Genomic DNA, 21434 nt, shown 5'->3' with positions numbered 1-21434 from the left:
GTCGCTGATTTGAAGCAATGAAAGTCCGCCAACAAAAAGGCCCTCGAAGGGCCCTTTTGTACTCAAATCAACTTACTTGGCCAGCCAAGACTCTACGGTGTCGGAGCCATACTGAGTTTTCCATTCCTTCAGTGTTTTGTGATTGCCGCCTTTTGTTTCTACGACTTCGCCGGACTCAGGATTCTTGTAAACCTTCACCTGGCGAGGCTTGCGAGTGCTGCTCTTCGACTCAGCAGTGGGTGCGCGACGACCTGCCTTTGGATCAAGTAGGTTGACAATGTCTTTTAAGCTGAAGCCGTACTTCGCCAATAAGGCTCGGAGCTTTGTTTCGAATTCGATTTCAGCCTTCAAGCCCGCGTCACCTTTGAGGGCTTCGAGTGCTTGAAGCTGTTCAGCTAGGTGTTTTTCGAGCTGACGGAACTCTGCGAGCTTGGACATGGGAAATCTCTCCGTGATTGTTATTCTAACGTTACACCAAAAACTCCAATTTGCATGAAGCGAGGTGCGTTTACTTTACTCATTAAGTCGTCTCCGTTGCAGGATTCGCACTTGAGCAAACGTCCATTAATAGACATTTGGCGACGAGCGAAGGTTCGTAATATCGCAACAGAACATTGGTGTGATGGCGCCGCATCTGACTCTGATTTGCGGAACGGAATTGTCAGCGGTGGTGTCGTTTGTATTAGACACCTTGGTGTCGAAATCCCGTTCAGATAAAGAGGTAGTTTTCATGAACAATATCATCTACATCGTTGGGGCAGTGGTGATCGTCCTAGTCATCCTGTCGTTTGTCGGCCTTGTATAGCCTACCCCAGCTGAAACCCATTCTGGTGACGCCGCTAGCGGTTCAGTCCGAGCTAAACCACGGTACTCAGAGGAGTTTCAGACATGTATCCGACGACTCCTGACGGTCGCTACTTTGTGGTCAAAGGACAGCTGTGGCGTTGCACCAACCCATCGTTAAATGAAGATGTGCGACAGCGTCTTGTCGACGAACTCATGGAAGCGCGACGTGAGGTAAAGGCAGCGAAAGCCTCCGGCGATCCTGGGCAGCTAAAGTTGGCCAGGGCGAGCGTCCAAACAACTAAGGTGGCGCTCGGGGAGCGCGGGCCGGTTTGGTGGGACGACGGTAGCCCTGACTTCAATACATGTCAGGTCGCCAATACACCCTATGCCGACTGGTATCTCTCATTGAGTGCCGCAAACTCCAGAACACCAGAGGAAAAATGAGCTGGGGAAAACGAACAGCAGAAGCGCGGCACCTCAGAGCATTTATGTTTATGGATACCCGCTCGATTGAGAGGCCCCAGAGTCAACACCATTGTATTAACCCTGGGCTTACAACGAGTCTATTTTTCCTGCTCTACTCGGCTCGCTTTTTCGAGCCTCAGTCGGCTGGACGCGGTCAGTTTCTGAAGTCCCAGCTCTCTGGCCATGGCGTGCAGTAATGCCTCCCCTGCTTTGCCTTTGGCACGAAGCTCCCGAGCGAGTGATGCCAGCTCATCGCCACAGATTTCATCAACCGGTCGGACACTCGCCTCATCTTCTGGACGCCGACAGACAACGGCAGATGCATCAGTTATCTGGCTCGGCCAGTAGAACTCCCCGACATCATCAATCGTCATACGATGAGTGCTCTGCGCCATCGCCGACACTCTTTCTCGAATCTTCGAACCCGTACGCACCCAACCATGAGCCCTGGCAATTCGCCGAGCAAGTATTACATCGAGAATAGGCCCTTCTTCGCTGATCACATGCTCGATGAGTGCGCTTAAAACGCCGGAGTAACTCGCATCAAAAAAAGCTTCCGGATCCACCCCTTGGACATTCGAAGCAGGATCGGATTCTCGGTAATAAACAACCGCCGCCGGAAAATAATGCGATTGGGGGCTGCTCACAGGCTGAGGTGCCAAAGCAACTGCTGCGTATTGCTGGCTCTGAGGGGCATCTGCCTCGTCATTAGCACTCTCGATTGTCAGCGGCTCAGTGATTGAACCTGTGACCTCCTCGATCAACTCGATGACCTCCACTACTGCAGTTTCGGCCTGCAAGCGGGCGGCCTCTTCCCGGGCTTCATGCTCGGCGCGTTGAGCTCAACTCAACACAAGCAAAGCGGTCAGACGTTCATGGATAAGATCAGCGGTGCCAACGGCGTTAATCCACCAGTCAGTTGACCAGATACGCAGAATCTCCCAGCCAAGCCCACGCAATACGTGCTCACGCAGCTTGTCTCTATCCCGCGCCGTAGCGCTGCGATGGTAGGTCGCCCCGTCACACTCCACACCCGCCAGGTAGCGACCAGGTGCATCAGGATCGACCACGCCCAAATCGATCCTGAATGCGGAAACACCGACTTGAGTATGCACCTGCCATCCTCGGCTTGTGAGCGCCGCGACGACCGCTTCTTCGAAAGGACTGTCAAAGCCGCCGACACTGCCAGTGACTGCTTCAGCGAGCGCTCGAGGCCCGCGCTGGGCAAATTCAAGGAAGTGCTTCAGGTCACGTACGCCAATCGACTGTGTTCTCGTGAGATCTATTTGCTCAGGTTGCAAACTAGCGAAGACGCACAGCTCGTGCCGAGCTCTTGTAATTGCTACGTTCAATCGACGCTCGCCGCCAGGGCGATTGATAGGGCCAAAATTCATGGCCAGAGTACCCGCTGCATCGCGGCCGTAAGTAATCGAGAAGTAGATGATGTCTCGCTCATCCCCTTGAACACTCTCAAGGTTCTTAACAAACAGAGGCTCAAGTTCGGTATCGGCAAAGTACGCTTCAAGCGAAGGTTCGTTACGACGAGCTTCGTCCAACAAATCCTCGATGAGTTTCTGCTGCTCACCGTTGAACGTCACCACACCAATGGTCAGCTTGCTTTCTCGGAAACCTGGTGAGCGCAGACGACCAACTACATCAGCGACGATAGCACGTGCTTCAATCAGGTTTGTTCTCGAACCACCCTTGGAGTAGACACCCGCGATCTCGTGCAGTTTAACGGCACGGTCATTCGTCACGGGGGATGGAAACGTCACAAGCTTGGACTCGTAGTAACGCTGGTTCGAGAAGGCAATCAAACTTTCATGGCGACTGCGGTAGTGCCAATTCAAGTGACGAACCGGAAGGTTCGCGCTGATGCACTCATCCAGAATGCTCTCAAGATCGGCCTCAACATCTTCATCATCCGCCGTCGATTCTGCGCGATCAAAGAATGACGTTGGAGGTAGCTGTTTGGGGTCACCGACCATCACAACTTGTTTACCACGCGCCATGGCCCCAACTGCATCCCACACGGGGATTTGCGAGGCTTCGTCGAAAATGACGAGTCAAATGCACTCGCGCCAGGTGTGAGGTATTGGGCGATGGACAGCGGGCTCATCAGCATGCACGGCGTCAGTTTCGTCAACGCATCTGGAATCTTGGACATCAACTGGCGAAGCGGCAAATGACGAGTTTTCTTACCCATCTCGTACCTGAGTACACCCCACTCCGAGGAACGAGTCACGCTCTCCGGATTAGGAAGATCCGCACAAAGACGTGCCCGTAGCCAATCACGGGTCAATGCAGTGAAGCGATCGTCCAAGGCTCTGAAATCCCGAATTCGCTGCTCATGTTCAACACTCACAAAACCACGAATGACAGGTTCGTTGTCTACGACCGCGTTCAGCCACCACCGCGCGTAGTTGGTTTCAAATGAATGGCGGACTTCACCGGCTCTAACAAGGTTGCCTTCCATAGCCTGAACCAGATTCGAGAGCCCCGCACCAACCGCCTCTTCACGCACCTTGCGCCATGCACACCAGGCACGAACACCGGGCTCAGATCGAACCATGGACTCGCAATGCTGCAGTAGCGCATCCAGCGTAAACAGCTGGATGTTCGCTTGCCCCGATTCTGTAAAACGCCCCGCTGTCGCTAGAACATCCACACGCTGACGGAGTAACTCAAAGCACTCACGCAATTCAGCACCTGATTGGCAAGCTATGCCCTCGGGTTCAAGCAGTGCATTCGCGTCGCCGAGCAGCACCTGTATTGCACTGCGATACGCAGATACAAGTTCGGGTGTCGTACCGAGCTGAGCGAGTGCAGATGCTAGCTTGCCTTGGAACGCTACCGCTTCCGTGACCTTGTCTACTTTGGTTTTAAGACCCACCCACAATCCAGAGCTAACCGCACTCAGATCATCGAATTCCAATAGGGCTTTTTCAACGAGATGTCGCTGCTGAAGCACGGCCAAATCCGACTGCATGGTCTCGCCGCATCGTCCGACTGCTACTGGATCATGATCACCCTCGAGCCCACCCTGGTCGACCACTGGACGACGCGAGGTTTGAAAAGCAATTGCAGCGAACAGCGGTTCCGCGTCGGTGTCAAGCCCAGACCATAATCCTTCTGTGAGGTCGCCCAGGAGCAAATAGGGAGCCAACTCCTGGTCAAGCAGGACAATAGAACGCATATGGACGAGGTCTGATTTCAACTGCTCGCCACAATGACCTTCAGCGACTAAATCAAATCCGATATCCGTCCAAGGCTCGTCCGCAGTCACGCACAGCGTTGCCTGGCGCAATTGAATGACAGCCTTAAGATTCTGCACAACCGACAGTGAGCCGTCCCAGATTTGCGTGCAGTGTTCACCCAACTCCATTGTGTCGAGCTTCTCGCGCAGGTCACGGATCTGAATCCAGACAAGTAGATCTTTCGCCACATCGGGTTCTGCATCACCGGAGTCGGCTGTTGAGAGAGTCTTTGTGGCTTTGCGCGTCCCCATCAGTGACTTGGGCCAGAACGACTGCTCTGCGCTTTGCCAATCTGCGACTAATTCGCGTACATCAAGTGTTTCGATGATGTCGGTATAAGTCACGGAGAGCTCTTGTTTGAGTTCCGCGATACCGTCGAGCATTTCTATTGCTTGGCTCAGTGTCTCAAACGTCTGCACCGGCCAGGCTGGGCTGGGCTGAGCTGAGCTGCGAAAGCAAAGCCCTGCGTCTCGCCAAAAGGTTGAAGCCTTTCTCTGCAGCGTTAACCGTCGTGACAGGCCATACCGGTGAAAAGTGAAGATCGCTGGATGACCCGGTTTCAGGGGCCTAGAGGAAATAGTCATTTTTAAAGGAGGGTCACATCAGCTTCTCAAACAGCTGCGAATGTTCGGGAAATTGCTCGATAAGCTTTTGCTGACTGCCCAATTCCATATCTGCAAAATCAAACCCTGGTGTAACCGCTTCGCTGATCAGGCCGTATCCCGCCAATCCATTTGTAAGCGGCGAAGCTTTCCAGACACCACCCGGTACATGCAACCAACCGTTTTTAATGTGTCGTCCGGAAAAATCAGGCTGTACTGAATCGCATCTCCCAGATGGTAGTAATGCACGATGTCCGATTGGTTCAGATGGAAATGACCTGTCGACGAATCCTTGGTCAGCAAGTAGTAAATGGATGTCATCAGGTAGCGCCGGCCCCCAGCGGTCTCAACCATCGCGTGGTGATCGGTTTGAAAGGTTCTGCGGTAGAAACCGCCTTCCATGTGGGGTTCCAGGTTCAGTGCTGCAACTACAGCCTCAGCGCTGGGAATGTGTTTATCAAAGGTGTTGGTAGGCATGTTGATTGAGCCCTCCAGCCTTTGAAATAGCGCGCAATTAATGCGCTAACTCTATTATAGCTACGCATATGATTAATAATAACTATGATAAATGGCTCTTTAGTAGAGCTAGCCATTAGAGCTTGAGCACACGAGTACTCACTACCCTCGTCCACTATTGTTATTTACGCTGCACTTGTGTTTGCGACACGAGCGGTGCGAATAAACAAGGCGCGCACTTTCTCCCAAAAATTCCCCCCCAATACAAAAAAGCTACCGATCAGCATGAGGTCACCCAGCGCTTGAACTTGCCAGAGGTTGGGTCTGAGCCCCGGCCAAATGCTGTCGATGTAGGGTTCAAGAAAGGAGGAAATCAGCGGCACAAAAAACATCACGATGCCAACTCTATGACGTAATGGGCCCACTTCGACCTCCGTGCTGGGTGCAAGTGAGGACACATAACCGAACAGGCTGCGCTTTAACTGTTGGAATCCGGACTTGCCCATGATGGCAATGGCGAGAATCAGCAGGATTTTGTTGCTGATGAACAGCACGCCGGTCAGTGCAGCGATCTTTGACCCCGGCACATCGGCTGCCGCTGCGAGTGGCACCAACAGCCAGGAACCCAGCATCAAGCAGATAATGACTATTCCCAACTTAAAGCGCCAACCGGCTGAATGGGGTTCAACAACACCCGGGGTGTTATTCATAATCGTCGTACCTTTCTAGCGGATCACAGTAGATTTGATGGCGCTTAAAAAAGCGTAGCAGCCGTGTGCCCATTTGGACGGCTATGCTCCAGTGATCTTTGTTGGTCGGGAAATGCGTAATGCATCCAGGTACAACCCTGCTGAATTGGCCTGGCCGGTTCGTGTTGCTTGGAGTATTCGGCCTCAGTGGTTGCGTACGGCTTGGGCCGGATTTCCAGCCGCCCGGCGAAGAATGGGTCAAACACTGGAGCACCCCTGCCCTCGAGCAATCCAGCCAACGCAGCCTTAATCCGGACATCCGTCAGTGGTGGCAAGTCTTTGCCGATCCGGTCCTCAATCATTTGATTGCCGAGTCGGATGCACGCAACTCCAGCCTCAAAATCGCCGGCCTGCGCGTCATGGAAGCCCGCGCCCAACTCGGCATTGCTCAAAGTGGTCTTTACCCGCAACTGCAGCAAGCCAGTGTCGACAGTCTTTACTTTAACCGCAGACAATCCGGCGGAACCAACCCGCAAGACAGCCATTTCTGGCAACACAGCGCGGGGTTCGATGTAGGTTGGGAACTGGACTTCTGGGGCCGCTTCAGTCGCGCCATCGAGTCATCCGATGCCAGCTACTTCGCCGCTCAGGCCAACTATGAAGACGTGCTCGTCCTGCTGCGCGCGCAAGTGGCCGATACCTATTTTTCGCTGCGCACCACCGAAGCCCGTTTACGCGTCGCCCGGGAAAACGCCAAACAGCAAAAGCGCAACTTCGAGATCACCGAGAAGCTGTTTAATAGCGGCCAAACCGCCGAACTCGACCTGCAACAAGCCAGGACACAATACCTGGGCACGTTGAGCACCATCCCCAACTTCGAAGACCAGTTGCAAAGGACCCGCAATGCGTTGGCGGTGTTGATTGGTCAGCCACCCGGCCCACTGCCGCAACTGCTCGATAACGTGGGATTGATCCCGCTGGTCGACCGTGCCGTGTTGCAAGATGTACCGGCCAACCTGCTCCTGCGTCGGCCTGATGTGCGCGCCGCCGAGCTTAATGTCGCCGCCCAGTCAGCGCTGATCGGTGTGGCCGAGAGCGATTTCTATCCGTCGCTGACCTTACTGGGCAGCATCGTCTGGTCCACCGACACGCTCAGTGGCACGCCCCGGAATCTGGATTTGATCGGCGGCCCCAGTCTGCGCTGGAATCTGTTTGATCACGGCCAGATCAGCAACAACGTGCGCGTGCAGGATGCGCGGTTGCAGCAGTTGATCGAGGCTTACCGGGACAAGGTTCGCCAGGCGGCACGCGAGGCAGACGATGCGGCCTATGGCCTGATCAAATCCCTGGAGCGCGAACGCATTCTGGGTGAGGCCGAGGTGGCGGCCAAGCGTTCGCTGGTGCTGGCCAGCGCGCAATATCGCGAAGGTTATTCGGACTTCCAGCGGGTGCTGGATGCGCAACGTGCCTTGCTCGAACAACAGGACAATTATCTGGTCGCACGCAGCAATGCCGTCAGTAATGTCATTGCGTTGTACAAAGCCGTGGGCGGTGGCTGGTACAGCGCCCAGCCGAAAGTTGATCCAACCACCCGCCAGCAAATGGAAAACCGTACCGACTGGGGCGATCTGCTGGAAGAACCCGCCACTGCACAGCCTGCCATTCCAATGTCTTACAAGGTAAAAGACCAATGAGTGAAGCCGCCCAGCCCACGCCCGAGACACCTGTCACCCAGGCGCCAGCACCGGCGGCCGACCCGGCAAAAAAAGGCATCAAATGGGTGCTGCTACTGATCCTCTTGAGCCTGGCCTGGTACCTGTTGGCGGATCGTTTCACCCCCTACACACAACAGGCCCGGGTGGGTGCCTTTGTGATTCCGGTCGCCTCGGAAGTGGCAGGCCGCGTGACCCGGGTGAACGTGCGCAACAACCAGGACGTCAAGGCCGGCGAAATCCTTTTCGAGGTGGACCCGCAGCCGTACCAGATTGCCGTCGACCGCGCGCGCGCCGACCTTGAATCGACCCGCCGACAGATCGGTGCGAGCACCGCCGGCATTGCCTCGGCGCAAGCCAACTTGCGGGCCGCCCAGGCCAATGAACTCAAGGCGCGCCAGGACAATCAGCGTCTTGAAGGTTTGTATCGCGAAGACCCCGGCACCATTTCCGTACGTCTGCTCGAAGTGTCTCGCGCCAACCGCGAACAGGCTGTGAGTCAGGTCGCCGCTGCCCGCGCCGAAGTGCAGCGCGCGCGTGAACAGGAAGGTGGCAGCGAGGAAGACAACGCTTTGCTGCGCAGTGCCGCCACGGCGTTGTCCAAAGCTGAACTGGATCTGTCCAACACGCAGATTCGCGCTCGCTCGGCCGGGCTGATTACGGATCTGCGTACTGACGCAGGGCAATTCGCTGCTGCCGGCAGCCCCGTCATGACCCTGATCGCCATTCACGATGTGTGGATCAGTGCGGACATGACCGAGAACAACCTCGGTCTGGTGAAGCTCCACACCCCGGTTTCGATTGTTCTGGATGCTCTGCCGGGCGAGGTCTTCGAGGGGCGCGTGCGCAGCGTCGGTTACGGCGTCAGCGTGGGGCAGACACCCGCGCCTGGCACCTTGCCCAGCGTGCAGAACAGCCGCGATTGGTTGCGTCCGGCCCAGCGTTTCCCGGTCATTATCGAGTTTTCGCCAGACTCGTTGAACACGTTGCGTGACAGTCGGGGGATCCGTGCCGGTGGGCAGGCCGAAGTCATGGCCTTCCCCATCGAAGGCAATCCGCTGAACCCACTCGGCCGCGTGTTTGTGGGGTTCATGAGCTGGCTGAGCTATGCCTATTAAGGGCATGTCTACTCGGCGCACGCCGCGGGATCAACGCGCACTGCGCCTGGCCACCGGCACGGCGTTGAGCCTCACCGCCAGTTTCGGCCTGGGCTTGCCGATTCCTTTTATGGCGCCGGTGCTTTGCCTGCTGTTGCTGGCCTCGGTCAATCGCCCGCTGCCGTTCAAGGCCGGACTGGTTCTCGCGCTGGCCGCCATGTTGACCACCGGCATCGGCCTGCTATTGATCCCGGTCCTGCGTTATTACCCCGTCAGCGGCGTGCTGTTGATCAGCGTCGGTCTGTTCCTGGCGTTCCGCTTTGGCCTGCGGGGCGGCAACACCTTGATCATGACCTTCCTGGTGATTGGCCTGACCATGATTTCCTCGGCCGGTATCGCCGAATTCGATCTGGCGGCGATGGTCATCGGCGCACTGGTCAAGGGTTTGCTACTCGCCGTTGTCGTCGTGGCGTTCAGTCATGGGATATTCCCGGATCCACCCAATGCCCCTTCCCCGCCGGCTGCCCCACTCCTGCCGGCAGAAGAAGTCAGTCGGATTGCGCTGCGTGCAACCCTGATCGTGTTACCGGCATTCCTGCTGGCGCTGATCGACCCGGCCGGTTATCTGCCGATCATCCTGAAGGCCGTCGGCTTGGGACAGCAAAGCTCCGCGACGAATGCCCGCAACGCCGGTCGCGAGCTGCTCGGCTCAACCTTGCTCGCAGGCCTGTTGGCGATCCTCTTCTGGAGTGCCCTCAGTCTGTTTGTGCATCTGTGGATGTTCTTTCTGTGGATGCTGCTGTTCGGCCTGGTGCTGGCGCGCAAGCTGTATGCCCTGAGCCCGACGCGGTTTACCCCGGGGTTTTGGCTCAATACCCTGATCACGCTGATCATTCTGTTGGGTCAGTCAGTACAGGACAGCGCAGCAGGCAAGGACGTTTACACAGCGTTCGCCATCCGCATGGGCTTGTTCATCCTCGTGACGCTGTATGCCTGCCTGATGGTTCATCTGCTTGATCAACGGCGGCAAAATGACGTTCAAGGGTTAACCTGATACCCCTTACCCTGCAAGCAGCTGGTATAGGCGGTAGAACTGGTCGAAGCACTGGTTTTCTCTTGCGCCCGGCGTTCCTGACGCTGACGCGAGCCTCCGACGACCGCGCCTGCCGCGGCGGTTTCCTTGGCGCGATTCTGGCGATAGTCCTGCTTAACGTCATCATCGACGCGATCATAAAACTCGTCATGCTGACGTCCCCGCACCTGCGCCCCCGCAGCCCCTGCCGCAGCGCCCACGGCGGCCCCCTTCAGCCTTCCACCGGAAGGAGGCGGTGCAGTCGAGGCGCTCTGACTGGCCGCGATGTTGTGGCATTCGGTAATGTCCGTTTGGGTTTGTTGCGAACTCTGCCCTTTCATCGGCACGACCGTTTCCGCCCACCCTTGGGTCCAGGAAACCGACAGTGCGATGCACAGGCTAATGGATGACAACCTTTTCATAATGACCTCCGACAGGGCCCGGCACTCTGCAAGCACACTGGGTCGGTAGACAGACCGCTCAATACGTCACACCTCGTGTGCCTGAGCGTGGTTCAGCATAAATGATTGTAGATCCCCCCTTCTCACCCGCCCCCCTTCCCTATTCGTGGCCGGCGTGCGGAACTATTTTTCGCGCCTGCACACGCCATGACCTAACCTGAATGGCTAAAGCCGCTGGAGGCATGTCTATGCGTCCTGCATTGAAATTACTCATATTCGTTGTGTTCGCGCTGATGGGGGCGAACATCGGCGAGCTGTCGGCGGATGAACTACCCAACACGTCAAGCAACGGTGCGGCCAGCGCTACCGCTACGGTGTCAAAAAGCGATCTGGAAGCACTGCAATTAAGGCTGGACAACCTTAAACAGCAGGTGTCACTGACCAGTAACTACACCCAGTTGATAGGCTTTCAGGACAACGTTCAGTTGCTCTTCAGTGATGCGGACAAGTTGGCGGCCGTGTTACTTCCCGAGCAGGCGCAATTGCAAGCACAACTCAGTGTGCTCGGGATGGCATCCGCCACCAGCGTTGCCATCGAAAAGTCCGATCTCGTGAAACAGAGGTCCTATCTCACCGAACAAAAAGACAAGGTGGATGCCGATCTCAACATACTGCTGGCCATCAAAGAAGGCGCTACTAACCTCATCGCTCAGATCGCCAGCATTCGGCGCACACAACTGGAAACCGAACTCGCCCAGCGAACCGCCAGCCTCCTCAACCCCCGTTTCTGGTTACCGCTGTTTTCTCCACTGCCGGAGGATAAGAACCGTCTGACGTTTTTGATTGACCAGTCCAACAGTGTCATTCAGTCCGTCTGGCAACCCGGCCGGCGTGCCGTGACCGTCACGTTGTTATTGCTGGCCCTGGCCTTCTGGACGCCGGGGCGAAGACTGGCTGAGCGTGGTTTGACATGGATCTGCATTCATCGAGTACCGGAAGGTCGCCTGCGCAGAAGTTCATTGGCGATAGCGACGGTAGTTGCCACGATGCTGAGCGCAGGTTTCGCAATACAGCTCATCTCCGCGGCGGCTACCCGCCTTCAACCATTGCCGCAGCCACTGCAAGGCTACTTCGACGATGTCGAGAAAGTCGCTTACGCCTGCGCCCTGATTATCGGTCTGAGTCGGGCCCTGCTGTCTAAACGCAATCCCTCATGGCGGTTACCTGGCATCGCCGATGAAGTCGCACTTTCGATCAGCCCTTTTCCGGCGCTGCTGGCCGGTTCAATGTTGATACTCATCTCACTGGTACAAGTCACCAATGCGACGGGCATGAGTTCGCAGGTGGTTCTCTTCAGCCGGGGCGTCGTGTCATTAGTCGTCATCTTGATAATGGGTGCGTTATTGCTACGCGTCAGTAAAACCCGCCGAGCGATGGTCATTGCCGGGGAACACCCTGAGTCAGGTACTACGCTGGCGGGGCTGATTTATACCGGCGTCAGTATCGCCATGTTGATCTCGATTTTTGGCCTGCTGGTCGGTTACATCTCCCTGGCCCGGTTCATCACTTACGAAATTGTCTGGCTCTATATCGTTCTTGCCAGCTTCTATTTGCTGACGCAGTTGTTCAGGGACCTGTGTGATTACCTGTTTTCGCCCAAGCACTCCAGCGGCAAGGCGATCAAACAGTTGCTGGGTATCGGCGACGTACGGCTTGAACAAATCGAGGTTGTTGTGTCGGGTATTGGCAGAGCGGCCTTACTGTTGATTGCCGCGATTACAACGTTTGTGGGGGGGGTTGGAGCGACCTTTGGACAGCTGACTGACAGGGTTTCAGCGATCCTCGGCGGCGATGGCTTGCGCAAGCTGAACATCATTCCGGGCAATCTGTTGAATGCGGTCCTCGCACTGTTGATCGGTATTTACCTGATTCGATCGCTGCGCAGATGGCTGGATAACGAATTCCTGCCGAAAACCGATATGGACCCCGGCATGGGGGCGTCGCTGAGCACCCTGTTCAGTAATATCGGGTACGCGCTGGTCATTCTGCTGGCGTTGTCTTCTTTGGGCGTCAAATGGACGAACCTGGCCTGGATCGTCAGTGCGTTGTCGGTGGGGATCGGCTTCGGCCTGCAAGAGATCGTCAAGAACTTCGTATCCGGGTTAATCCTGCTCACCGAGCGTCCGGTCAAGGTCGGCGACCTGATCAGCATCAGCGGGGTCGAAGGCGATATCCGGCGGATCAATGTCAGGGCCACCGAGATACAGCTCAGTGACCGTTCGATCGTGATCGTGCCCAACTCGCAGCTTATTTCCCAGAACCTGCGCAATGTGACCATGGGCGGCAGCGCCCAAGGGGTGGCCACACTCGAGCTGGTGTTCCCTCTGGATATCGACCCCGAACAAGTCAAAACCCTGCTGTACACCACCTATTGCGAACATGAAACCATCCTCGACAAACCCTCCCCCGTTGTCCGATTCAGCAATCTGAGTCCTGAAGGCATCACCCTAACCATCACCGGCTATGTCAGCAGCCCAAGGATTGTCAGTACGACCAAGAGCGATCTGCTCTTTGAGATCCTGAAGCGATTGGGTGCGGCCGGCATCGAACTGGCCAAGCCTGTTTCCCCCGCGTAATGCCCATCAATAGCCTGCCTGGCGACTGAAGATGCTCGTGATTACACGGGATCGTTGTGAGTTTTTGCGTCACTGAATGACACGTTTATTTTCACATCATTGCATTGTGAAATAAAACATGTCATTTATAGCCACGCAAAATCATCAGGACTGATCCACCGTGCCAGATCGGATGGCCTGTACCACCCCAACGCCCCTCCAAGGAGTCAACAATATGAACAAGACAGAACTTCTAGGTGCTCTGGCACTGTGCGCCGCAAGCTTGCTGGCACACGCCGACGAAGACAGCCTGCGTATCGGTATCGAAGCCGCCTACCCACCCTTCTCTTTCAAGACGCCGGAGGGCAACGTCAGTGGTTTCGATTACGACATCGGCAACGCCCTGTGCGAAGAAATGAAGGTCAAATGCGAGTGGGTCATCCAGGAATTCGACGGCATGATTCCGTCGCTGAAAGTGCGCAAGATCGATGCCGTGCTGTCGTCGATGTCGATCACTGAAGACCGTATGAAGTCGGTCGACTTCAGCAAAAAGTACTACCACACACCAGGCAAGTTCGCGATGAAGGCCGGCAATGTGATCAACGACCCGCTGGTTGATCTCAAGGGCAAGAAGGTCGGGGGGCAACGCTCATCGACCTACGACCGTTTTGCTACCGAGCAGCTTGAAAAAGCCGGCGTCGAAGTGGTGCGCTACGGCTCACAAAATGAAGCCTACCTCGATCTGGCGTCGGGTCGACTGGACGCCACGCTCGCCGACATCGTCAACACCGATGAGAGCTTCATCAAAACACCGGCAGGCAAAGGTTTCGCGCTGGTGGGACCGGACATCAGCGACCCGAAATATTTCGGCCGAGGGGCCGGGATCGCGGTGCGAAAAGGCGACACCGTGAACGTTGCACGTCTGAGTACAGCGATCGACGCCATCCGTGCCAACGGCAAGTACCAGCAAGTGATGGCCAAGTACTTCGCGTTCGATATCTACGGCGAATAAGCCTTTACCCCAAACCCCGGCGCCGCCCTTTGCGGGCGCCGCTTTGGGCTTGTCTCGCGCGCCTCGCGCGCCTCGCGGCGCTCGTTTGAGGAACTTCATCATGCTTCACGGCTACGGATCGAGCATTCTCGATGGCGCCTGGCTGACCATTAACCTGGCCCTGACCTCCATGAGCATGGCGATTGCTTTGGGTCTGATCGGCGCAGCCTTTCGGTTGTCGCCGCTCAAATGGCTGGCGATGCTGGGCGAAGGGTACACCACCCTGATTCGCGGTATTCCTGATCTGGTGTTGATCCTGCTGATCTTCTACGGCGGCCAGGACTTGGTGAACCGCATCGCCCTTGCGCTCGGTTACACGCGCTATATCGACATCAACCCCTTTATCGCCGGCGTCTGCACCATGGGCTTCATTTTTGGCGCCTATCTGTCAGAAACCTTTCGCGGCGCGTTTATGGCGATCCCTAAAGGTCAGGCCGAGGCCGGCTTGGCCTATGGCATGAGTGGCAGCCAAGTGTTCTGGCGGATTCTGGTGCCGCAGATGATTCGTTTCGCCATTCCCGGGTTCACCAACAATTGGTTGGTGCTGACCAAATCCACCGCGCTGATCTCGGTAATCGGCTTGCAGGACATGATGTTCAAAGCCAAGAACGCCGCGGACGCCACCCATGAGCCGTTCACGTTTTTCCTTGCGGTGGCGGCGCTTTATCTGATGCTGACCAGCGTGTCATTGCTGGTGCTGCGCTATCTGGAAAAACACTACTCGGTCGGCATCAAAGCCGCCGAATTGTGATTGGGAGCAACCCCATGATTCTCGACTACAACCTGATCTTGGAAAACCTGCCGCTGTATTTCAATGGCGCATTGTTGACCCTCAAAGTCCTGCTGATTTCCCTGGCCTTCGGCCTGGTGCTGGCGATTCCGTTGGCATTGATGCGGGTGTCCCGATCGCCCCTGATCAACTTCCCTGCTTGGCTCTACACCTACGTGATTCGCGGCACGCCGATGCTGGTGCAACTGTTCCTGATCTATTACGGCCTGGCGCAGTTCGCAGCGGTACGTGAAAGCGCGCTCTGGCCGTACCTGTCCAGCGCAACCTTTTGTGCCTGCCTGGCCTTTGCGATCAATACCAGTGCCTATAGCGCGGAACTGCTGGCCGGCAGTTTGAAGGCCACGGCTCATGGCGAGATCGAAGCCGCCAAAGCCATGGGCATGTCGCGCTTTACCCTGTACCACCGCATTCTGCTGCCGTCGGCCTTGCGCCGGGCGCTGCCGCAGTACAGCAACGAAGTGCTGATGATGCTGCAAACCACCAGCCTGGCATCGATTGTCACGCTGGTGGATATCACCGGCGCCGCGCGTACGGTCAGTTCTCGGTTCTATCTGCCGTTCGAAGCCTTCATCACTGCCGGTCTGATCTACCTGGCCCTGACCTTCATCCTGGTTCGCCTGTTCAAGCTGGCCGAGCGTCGCTGGCTGGCGTACCTGGCACCGCGCAAGCACTAAGGAGCTGTTATGGAGCACATTGAATACCTGTTGCCGTGGAGTGCCTCGGGCACTGAACGGAAACTGTCGTTGTTTCGTTTTGGCAGCGGACCGCGCAAGGCCTACATTCAGGCGTCCCTGCACGCTGATGAGCTGCCGGGGATGCGCGTGGCGGTTGAACTCAAACGACGTCTGCGGGTGCTGGAAGAACAAGGTCATCTGAACGGAGTGATCGAGTTAGTGCCGATGGCCAATCCGATTGGCATCGCCCAGATGTTCCAGGCCACCCATCAGGGACGCTTTGAGTTCTCCAGCGGGAAGAATTTCAATCGGGGTTTCCCGGAGCTGACCGAAGCCGTGGCGGCGCTGCTGGAAGGAAAACTGGGAGACGATGCCGACGCCAACATTGCGTTGATCCGCCGCGCCATGAGCGTTGTTCTTACTGACATGTCGGCACCGACATCGGAACTCGATGGCCTGCGCCGCCTGTTGCTGCAACATGCCTGTGACGCCGATCTGGTGTTGGACCTGCACTGCGATTTCGAGTCGATCATGCTGCTTTACGCCATGCCGCAAAACTGGCCGCGATTGCGTTCGTTGGCCGCTCGACTCGGTGCCGGCGCGGCGCTGCTGGCCGAGGGTGCGGGCGGCAGTGCCTTCGATGAAGCCTGTGCGATCCCTTGGTTGCGGTTGGCCGAGCGCTTTCCTGAAGCCGATATTCCGCTGGCCTGTGTGGCCACCACCATCGAGTTGCGCGGCATGGCCGACACCGAACGCGAGCAATGTGTCGATAGCGCCGAGGCCATTCTTGGCTATCTCGCCGAGCAAGGCCTGATCAGCGGTGACTGGCCAACAGCGCCTCCGACCTGTTGTGAAGCGACGCCATTCGCCGGCGCGCAGTACGCCTATGCGCCGCATCCGGGGGTGGTGAGTTTTCTGCAACCGCTGGGTGCCCGGGTCAGGGTGGGCGATCCGTTGTTCGAAGTGCTGGATCCGCTGACCGATCGCCACAGTATCGTGCGCGCCAGCACCGACGGCATCCTCTATGCCCGAGAACGCCTGCGCTTTGCCCAGCCCGGTTTGTGGCTGGCCAAAGTCGCCGGCACCCGCCTTATTCGCCAGGGTCGCTTGCTCAGCGACTGATTCCAGAGAATAAAAACCATGTACAAACTTGAAGTTCAGGATCTACACAAAAGCTACGGCAGCCACCACGTGCTCAAGGGCGTGTCCCTGGAGGCGAAAGCCGGCGACGTGATCAGCCTCATCGGCTCCAGCGGCTCTGGCAAAAGCACCTTCTTGCGCTGCATCAACCTGCTGGAGCAGCCCAACGCCGGCAACATCGTGCTCAATGGCGAACAATTGAAACTGGTGACCAACAAACTCGGCGGGCTCAAGGCCGCCGAACCCAAGCAGTTGCAACGCATGCGTTCGCGGCTGTCGATGGTGTTTCAGCACTTCAACCTGTGGTCGCACATGAGCGCCCTTGAAAACGTCATGGAAGCCCCGGTGCATGTGCTGGGCATCAGCAAGAAAGAAGCCCGGGAAAAGGCCGAGCACTACCTGAACAAAGTCGGCGTTGCGCACCGGATGGACGCCTGGCCGGCCCATATGTCGGGCGGCGAGCAGCAGCGTGTGGCGATTGCCCGGGCGCTGGCCATGGAGCCGGAAGTGATGCTGTTCGATGAGCCGACCTCGGCACTCGACCCCGAACTGGTCGGCGAAGTGCTGAAAGTCATGCAGGACCTCGCCCTCGAAGGTCGCACCATGGTGGTCGTTACCCACGAAATGGGCTTTGCCCGCGAGGTTTCCAATCAACTGGTGTTCCTGCACAAGGGTCAGGTCGAAGAACGTGGCGACCCGCGCGAAGTGCTGGTCAACCCGCAGTCCGAACGCCTCCAGCAGTTTCTTGCCGGCAGCCTGAAATAACCGGCCCGGCCTAATGCCAATCAGTTAAGCCGTAACGCGTTCCGTGTAGCAGCTGCCGAAGGCTGCGTTCGGCTGCGTAGCAGTCGTGAAATCAGGTAATGCGGTTCCTCAGGACTACCTCGCGGTCAGGTTTTACGACTGCTGCGCAGCCGAACGCAGGCTTCGCCAGCTGCTACAAAGTATGCGTTGTGGCTGAAATGGCTTAACTGATTGGCATTGCCCGACCGGCCCGATCACCGACCCTTGGCAGCCGCTGCACACCGAGGTGTCGGCTTCGGATACACTCCCGCCAGCTTATTAACCCTCAGGAAATGTTGAGCCGGATATGCCGACCCCATCGAAAAACACCACGGTCTATGCCGCACCGGTTATGCGCAAACTGGCGGAGATCGTTGGCGATTTGCAGCCGTCACTGCGCAAGGTGGCGGACTTTATTCTGCGTCACCCACTGAGGGCCGCGACGCTGACCATCGAGGAGATGGCTCACGAAACGTCCACCTCGCCAGCGGCGGTCAACCGTTTGGCCAAGGCCCTGAACCTGGGTGGCTATACCGGCATGAAGGCCGAACTGGTCGCGACATTGCAGCAAATGGTGTCGCCGGTCGACAAACTGCGCAACGAACTGGCACATCGTCCTGGCGGCGCGTTTGGCCTGCATGAGCAAATTCAAAGCGCCAGCAGCAACCTCGCCACGGCGGCGACCAACAACCATGCAGACACCTTTGAAGCCTTCGTCACGCGCCTGACCACCGCGCGAAAAATCTACATCCTGGGCTTTGGCAACAGCGTCTACTTCGCCGGCCTCGCCGCCTCGACCCTGATGCCCTTCTGCGCCGACGCCACCGCCATCAGCATGGAGGGTGGCAACGAAAACGCTGCTTACCGTCTGGCCGCGATTACCGATCAGGATGTGTTGCTGGCGATCTCCCTGCCGCGCTATTCCCTCGACACCCTGCAACTCGCCCGTTTCGCCAATGAGCGGGGTGCCTCGGTGCTGGCAATCACCGATTCACCCGCCTCGCCGCTCACCAGCATTGCCGAACATGTGCTGTTTGCTCCCGCTGACCATCCGGTATTGACCAGTTCCAACATCGCGGTGCTCGCCTTGATCGAAGGCTTGGTGGCGGGCGTCATGGCGCGCAACAAGGAAGCCGTCAAACTGGCGACCGAACTGACCGAAAGCGTGATGGCTTACCTGCACATGCCGGGCAACAGCAAATCGGCGAAAGCCACAAAGCCGCGCTGACGTGTCCCCGGCTTACCCGCGACCTGTTGGGCCACAGGGTTTACGGGCGAGCGTCTGACTGGGAAGTTCGTTGAACAACGCCCGATAGCTGCTGGAAAATCGCCCTAAATGCCAGAACGACCAATGCATTGCCACTTCGGCAACGGTGGTGTCCATCGCTGTGCGGCTGAGCAATTCGCGGCGTGCGCTATTGAGTCGGCGCAAGCGCAGCCAATGGGTCGGGGTCATCTCGGTATAAGCCTTGAACGCATGCTGCAACTGACGCAGTGAAACCCCGGCGACCTGCGAAAGTTCCAGCAGATTCAGGGTGTCTTCCGGGGTATCAGCCGCCCATTCACCGATGCGTTTCATCACTGCACGCTCTTCGGCGCGGCGCTGTAAACCTCCGCGATCAAGGCAAACACACGCGTTGTCGAGGATGTACAGGCAGTCTTCCAGCAACTGCTGGGTCAACGCCTCTTTACTCGGCGGATCAAGCGTCTGCGCCAATCGGGTCAACGTCCCGCTGAGCCAGCGACTGAACAACGCGTTCTGTTCCGAGTTCAGTGGCGCCATGAACAGGCCTTCGAGCCTGGCCACATTCAAACCGTGACGCTGCACGAACGCCGGACCGAACACCACGGCGATTTCCTGGTAGTTCTCCGGGGTGATCCAGATGTTGCGGCTTTCGCCATTCAACACATACAGCGCGTTGTCGCTTCGATCGAAACAGAACGCCAGCGCACCTTCGGGCGCGCTGAAATTCTGCTCGACCCGGGTGTTCATCTGTTCCTCGTAAATTTCCACGCCGTGCAGGTCCAGGTAGCGCACGCGCCCGGCGAAATGCCCCGGTGACATTTGCTGGTAATGCTGCACCCAACCCGGCGTGGCGCGGATTTGCTCGGCTACATCGGCGGTGTTGAACGCTTGGACTTGCAGGGGGTTGCACGTTGTCATGGGTGACCTTACGCACTCGTTTGGTGCGTTTTGGTGCTGCTGAAAGTGGATAGATGGAACGTCAAGGCTCGCCCAAGATAGTCGTCAACGCGCCACAGGGGAAGTGTGTGGTGGATGAAACCAGCCTCCCCGGCGTTAATAAAACCAATAACGAGGTCTTTATGAATGTCCCTTTCGATCAGCTGCTCACGTGGCTGAAAGATCACAAGATTACCGAAGTCGAGTGTGTGGTCAGCGACTTGACCGGCATCGCACGCGGCAAAATTGCACCCACCAACAAGTTCCTGCATGAGCGAGGCATGCGCCTGCCGGAAAGTGTGCTTTTGCAAACGGTAACCGGGGACTTTGTCGACGACGACATCTACTACGACCTGCTCGACCCGGCCGACATCGACATGGTGTGCAAGCCCGTTTCCGACGCGGTGTACGTGATTCCATGGGCCATCGAGCCCACCGCTATCGTGATTCACGACACCTTCGACAAGTTCGGCAACCCGATCGAGCTGTCGCCGCGCAACGTGTTGAAAAAGGTCCTGCAGCTGTACACCGACAAAGGCTGGCGGCCGATTGTCGCGCCGGAAATGGAGTTCTACCTGACCCAGCGCTGCGAAGACCCGGACTTGCCGCTCAAGGCACCGCTGGGTCGTTCGGGCCGTGCGGAAAGTGGTCGACAGTCGTTTTCCATCGACGCTGCCAACGAATTCGATCCGCTGTTTGAAGACGTGTACGACTGGTGCGAGCTTCAAGGCCTGGACCTCGATACCTTGATCCACGAAGACGGCCCGGCGCAGATGGAAATCAACTTCCGTCACGGCGACGCGCTGGATCTGGCCGACCAGATCACCGTATTCAAACGCACCCTGCGCGAAGCGGCGCTCAAGCACAACGTCACCGCGACCTTCATGGCCAAACCGATTGGCGATGAACCCGGCAGCGCCATGCATATCCACCAGAGCGTCGTGGACATCGCCACCGGCCAGCCGATCTTTGCCGATGCCGACGGGCAGATGAGCGAGCTGTTCCTGCACCACATCGGCGGCCTGCAAAAGTACATCCCCAAAGTGCTGCCGATGTTTGCACCGAACGTCAATTCGTTCCGCCGCTTCCTGCCGGACACTTCGGCGCCGGTGAACGTCGAATGGGGCGAAGAAAACCGTACTGTGGGTCTGCGTGTGCCGACCTCTACGCCGGACGCGATGCGCGTGGAAAACCGTTTGCCGGGTGCCGACGCCAACCCTTATCTGGCGATCGCAGCAAGCCTGTTGTGTGGGTATCTGGGGATGGTCGAACGCATCGAACCGAGTGCTGCGGTCCAGGGTCGTGCCTATGAGCGCCGTAATCTGCGCCTGCCGATCACCATCGAAGACGCTCTGACGCAGATGGAAGAATGCGAAACCGTCGGGCGTTATCTGGGCAGCAAATTCGTCCGCGGATATGTCGCGGTCAAGCGCGCCGAACATGAGAACTTCAAGCGCGTGATCAGCTCGTGGGAGCGTGAGTTCCTGCTGCTCAGCGTTTAGAAACCTCGCTCCCCCATGGCATCACACATCCCCTGTGGGAGCGGGCTTGCCCGCGATGGCGGCCTGTCAGTCAACCGAGATGTTGAATGTGCCGGCCTCTTCGCGGGCAAGCCCGCTCCCACAGGGATAGAGAACACCAAACAATCACCTGAAAAATCCA

19 protein-coding genes and 1 pseudogene are annotated in these 21434 nt (G+C 57.3%); 12 read left to right on the top strand and 8 right to left on the bottom strand.

The genetic code is table 11. The annotated features are described in order from the left end of the window. Window positions 1-72 precede the first annotated feature (72 nt). The gene (locus ACMXYH_RS14990; protein ID WP_129444065.1) at window positions 73-438 is read right to left on the bottom strand and encodes a histone-like nucleoid-structuring protein, MvaT/MvaU family; all 366 of its coding nucleotides are present in this window, start codon (window positions 436-438) and stop codon (window positions 73-75) included. Window positions 439-888: 450 nt separating this feature from the next. Between ACMXYH_RS14990 and ACMXYH_RS14985 the strand changes: the two genes are divergently transcribed. Next, the gene (locus ACMXYH_RS14985; RefSeq protein WP_415767558.1) at window positions 889-1230 is read left to right on the top strand and encodes a hypothetical protein; all 342 of its coding nucleotides are present in this window, start codon (window positions 889-891) and stop codon (window positions 1228-1230) included. A gap of 119 nt (window positions 1231-1349) precedes the next feature. On the opposite strand, the gene ACMXYH_RS14980 is transcribed toward ACMXYH_RS14985, so the two are convergent. The 5 genes and pseudogenes from ACMXYH_RS14980 to ACMXYH_RS14960 form a co-directional block, all read right to left on the bottom strand. Beyond that, window positions 1350-2051, bottom strand: a complete 702-nt coding sequence (locus tag ACMXYH_RS14980) for a DUF3320 domain-containing protein (RefSeq protein ID WP_415767557.1) — start codon at window positions 2049-2051, stop codon at window positions 1350-1352. A 42-nt stretch (window positions 2052-2093) separates the two neighbouring features. Then, entirely contained in the window at window positions 2094-3263 is a 1170-nt protein-coding gene (locus tag ACMXYH_RS14975) for an AAA domain-containing protein (protein WP_415767556.1), read from the bottom strand. Then, a complete protein-coding gene (locus tag ACMXYH_RS14970; RefSeq protein ID WP_415767555.1) occupies window positions 3239-4891 on the bottom strand; it encodes a hypothetical protein in 1653 nt (550 codons plus the stop codon). The genes ACMXYH_RS14975 and ACMXYH_RS14970 overlap by 25 nt, the downstream gene beginning before the upstream one ends. Window positions 4892-5105: 214 nt before the next feature. Then, window positions 5106-5587 (bottom strand): annotated as a pseudogene (locus tag ACMXYH_RS14965) (cupin domain-containing protein). 164 nt (window positions 5588-5751) lie between these two features. Further along, on the bottom strand, window positions 5752-6276 hold the full coding sequence (locus tag ACMXYH_RS14960) for a transporter suffix domain-containing protein (protein ID WP_129444011.1): 525 nt from the start codon (window positions 6274-6276) through the stop codon (window positions 5752-5754). 119 nt (window positions 6277-6395) lie between these two features. Between ACMXYH_RS14960 and ACMXYH_RS14955 the strand changes: the two genes are divergently transcribed. Genes ACMXYH_RS14955 through ACMXYH_RS14945 form a run of 3 tightly spaced genes read left to right on the top strand, consistent with a single transcriptional unit; the run spans window position 6396 to window position 10118 of the window. Next, window positions 6396-7949, top strand: a complete 1554-nt coding sequence (locus ACMXYH_RS14955; RefSeq protein WP_415767554.1) for an efflux transporter outer membrane subunit — start codon at window positions 6396-6398, stop codon at window positions 7947-7949. After that, window positions 7946-9085 carry an HlyD family secretion protein gene (locus tag ACMXYH_RS14950; protein WP_415767553.1) on the top strand — a complete coding sequence of 380 codons (1140 nt, stop codon included), beginning with the start codon at window positions 7946-7948 and terminating at the stop codon, window positions 9083-9085. Before ACMXYH_RS14955 ends, ACMXYH_RS14950 begins: the two co-directional genes overlap by 4 nt. 4 nt (window positions 9086-9089) lie before the next feature. Further along, window positions 9090-10118 carry a DUF2955 domain-containing protein gene (locus ACMXYH_RS14945; protein WP_415767701.1) on the top strand — a complete coding sequence of 343 codons (1029 nt, stop codon included), beginning with the start codon at window positions 9090-9092 and terminating at the stop codon, window positions 10116-10118. Here ACMXYH_RS14945 and ACMXYH_RS14940 read toward each other — a convergent pair. Then, the gene (locus ACMXYH_RS14940) at window positions 10103-10558 is read right to left on the bottom strand and encodes a YMGG-like glycine zipper-containing protein (RefSeq protein WP_134421513.1); all 456 of its coding nucleotides are present in this window, start codon (window positions 10556-10558) and stop codon (window positions 10103-10105) included. The two genes, ACMXYH_RS14945 and ACMXYH_RS14940, sit on opposite strands and share 16 nt — an antisense overlap. A 227-nt stretch (window positions 10559-10785) precedes the next feature. Here ACMXYH_RS14940 and ACMXYH_RS14935 point away from each other — a divergent pair, with 227 nt between their 5' ends. From ACMXYH_RS14935 to ACMXYH_RS14905, 7 genes are all read left to right on the top strand, one after another. Continuing rightward, window positions 10786-13173: a DUF3772 domain-containing protein gene (locus tag ACMXYH_RS14935; protein ID WP_415767552.1), complete on the top strand. Its 2388-nt coding sequence runs from the start codon at window positions 10786-10788 to the stop codon at window positions 13171-13173. A 214-nt stretch (window positions 13174-13387) separates the two neighbouring features. After that, window positions 13388-14164: an ABC transporter substrate-binding protein gene (locus ACMXYH_RS14930; RefSeq protein ID WP_415767551.1), complete on the top strand. Its 777-nt coding sequence runs from the start codon at window positions 13388-13390 to the stop codon at window positions 14162-14164. A gap of 100 nt (window positions 14165-14264) precedes the next feature. Next, window positions 14265-14954, top strand: coding sequence for an ABC transporter permease (locus ACMXYH_RS14925; protein WP_415767550.1), 690 nt, complete (start codon window positions 14265-14267; stop codon window positions 14952-14954). Between the two features lie 14 nt (window positions 14955-14968). Further along, complete coding sequence (locus ACMXYH_RS14920; RefSeq protein WP_415767549.1) at window positions 14969-15667, top strand: ABC transporter permease; 699 nt, start codon at window positions 14969-14971, stop codon at window positions 15665-15667. Window positions 15668-15676: 9 nt separating this feature from the next. Then, the gene (locus ACMXYH_RS14915) at window positions 15677-16789 is read left to right on the top strand and encodes a succinylglutamate desuccinylase/aspartoacylase family protein (protein WP_415767548.1); all 1113 of its coding nucleotides are present in this window, start codon (window positions 15677-15679) and stop codon (window positions 16787-16789) included. Between the two features lie 18 nt (window positions 16790-16807). After that, window positions 16808-17572 (top strand): ABC transporter ATP-binding protein, encoded by a 765-nt coding sequence (locus ACMXYH_RS14910; RefSeq protein WP_415767547.1) that lies wholly within the window; start codon window positions 16808-16810, stop codon window positions 17570-17572. Window positions 17573-17897: 325 nt separating this feature from the next. Then, window positions 17898-18818 (top strand): MurR/RpiR family transcriptional regulator, encoded by a 921-nt coding sequence (locus tag ACMXYH_RS14905; protein WP_134421518.1) that lies wholly within the window; start codon window positions 17898-17900, stop codon window positions 18816-18818. Window positions 18819-18830: 12 nt separating this feature from the next. Here ACMXYH_RS14905 and ACMXYH_RS14900 read toward each other — a convergent pair whose 3' ends face one another. Continuing rightward, entirely contained in the window at window positions 18831-19754 is a 924-nt protein-coding gene (locus ACMXYH_RS14900) for a helix-turn-helix domain-containing protein (RefSeq protein ID WP_415767546.1), read from the bottom strand. A gap of 161 nt (window positions 19755-19915) precedes the next feature. On the opposite strand from ACMXYH_RS14900, the gene ACMXYH_RS14895 reads away from it, so the two are divergent. Beyond that, on the top strand, window positions 19916-21274 hold the full coding sequence (locus ACMXYH_RS14895) for a glutamine synthetase family protein (protein ID WP_415767545.1): 1359 nt from the start codon (window positions 19916-19918) through the stop codon (window positions 21272-21274). Window positions 21275-21434 lie beyond the last annotated feature (160 nt).

It is taken from the genome of Pseudomonas frigoris (assembly GCF_047758635.1).
Taxonomy (GTDB): domain Bacteria; phylum Pseudomonadota; class Gammaproteobacteria; order Pseudomonadales; family Pseudomonadaceae; genus Aquipseudomonas; species Aquipseudomonas frigoris.
Note: the sequence above shows the minus strand (reverse complement) of the source record. Positions and strands in the feature narration are given on the sequence as shown.

Bases quoted from the DNA above. Each gene is read 5' to 3' on its own strand.
- ACMXYH_RS14990 (WP_129444065.1), bottom strand. From the start codon at position 438: ATGTCCAAGCTCGCAGAGTTCCGTCAGCTCGAAAAACACCTAGCTGAA.
- ACMXYH_RS14985 (WP_415767558.1), top strand. From the start codon at position 889: ATGTATCCGACGACTCCTGACGGTCGCTACTTTGTGGTCAAAGGACAG.
- ACMXYH_RS14975 (WP_415767556.1), bottom strand. From the start codon at position 3,263: ATGGCGCGTGGTAAACAAGTTGTGATGGTCGGTGACCCCAAACAGCTA.
- ACMXYH_RS14970 (WP_415767555.1), bottom strand. From the start codon at position 4,891: ATGCTCGACGGTATCGCGGAACTCAAACAAGAGCTCTCCGTGACTTAT.
- ACMXYH_RS14960 (WP_129444011.1), bottom strand. From the start codon at position 6,276: ATGAATAACACCCCGGGTGTTGTTGAACCCCATTCAGCCGGTTGGCGC.
- ACMXYH_RS14955 (WP_415767554.1), top strand. From the start codon at position 6,396: ATGCATCCAGGTACAACCCTGCTGAATTGGCCTGGCCGGTTCGTGTTG.
- ACMXYH_RS14950 (WP_415767553.1), top strand. From the start codon at position 7,946: ATGAGTGAAGCCGCCCAGCCCACGCCCGAGACACCTGTCACCCAGGCG.
- ACMXYH_RS14945 (WP_415767701.1), top strand. From the start codon at position 9,090: ATGTCTACTCGGCGCACGCCGCGGGATCAACGCGCACTGCGCCTGGCC.
- ACMXYH_RS14940 (WP_134421513.1), bottom strand. From the start codon at position 10,558: ATGAAAAGGTTGTCATCCATTAGCCTGTGCATCGCACTGTCGGTTTCC.
- ACMXYH_RS14935 (WP_415767552.1), top strand. From the start codon at position 10,786: ATGCGTCCTGCATTGAAATTACTCATATTCGTTGTGTTCGCGCTGATG.
- ACMXYH_RS14930 (WP_415767551.1), top strand. From the start codon at position 13,388: ATGAACAAGACAGAACTTCTAGGTGCTCTGGCACTGTGCGCCGCAAGC.
- ACMXYH_RS14925 (WP_415767550.1), top strand. From the start codon at position 14,265: ATGCTTCACGGCTACGGATCGAGCATTCTCGATGGCGCCTGGCTGACC.
- ACMXYH_RS14920 (WP_415767549.1), top strand. From the start codon at position 14,969: ATGATTCTCGACTACAACCTGATCTTGGAAAACCTGCCGCTGTATTTC.
- ACMXYH_RS14915 (WP_415767548.1), top strand. From the start codon at position 15,677: ATGGAGCACATTGAATACCTGTTGCCGTGGAGTGCCTCGGGCACTGAA.
- ACMXYH_RS14910 (WP_415767547.1), top strand. From the start codon at position 16,808: ATGTACAAACTTGAAGTTCAGGATCTACACAAAAGCTACGGCAGCCAC.
- ACMXYH_RS14905 (WP_134421518.1), top strand. From the start codon at position 17,898: ATGCCGACCCCATCGAAAAACACCACGGTCTATGCCGCACCGGTTATG.
- ACMXYH_RS14900 (WP_415767546.1), bottom strand. From the start codon at position 19,754: ATGACAACGTGCAACCCCCTGCAAGTCCAAGCGTTCAACACCGCCGAT.
- ACMXYH_RS14895 (WP_415767545.1), top strand. From the start codon at position 19,916: ATGAATGTCCCTTTCGATCAGCTGCTCACGTGGCTGAAAGATCACAAG.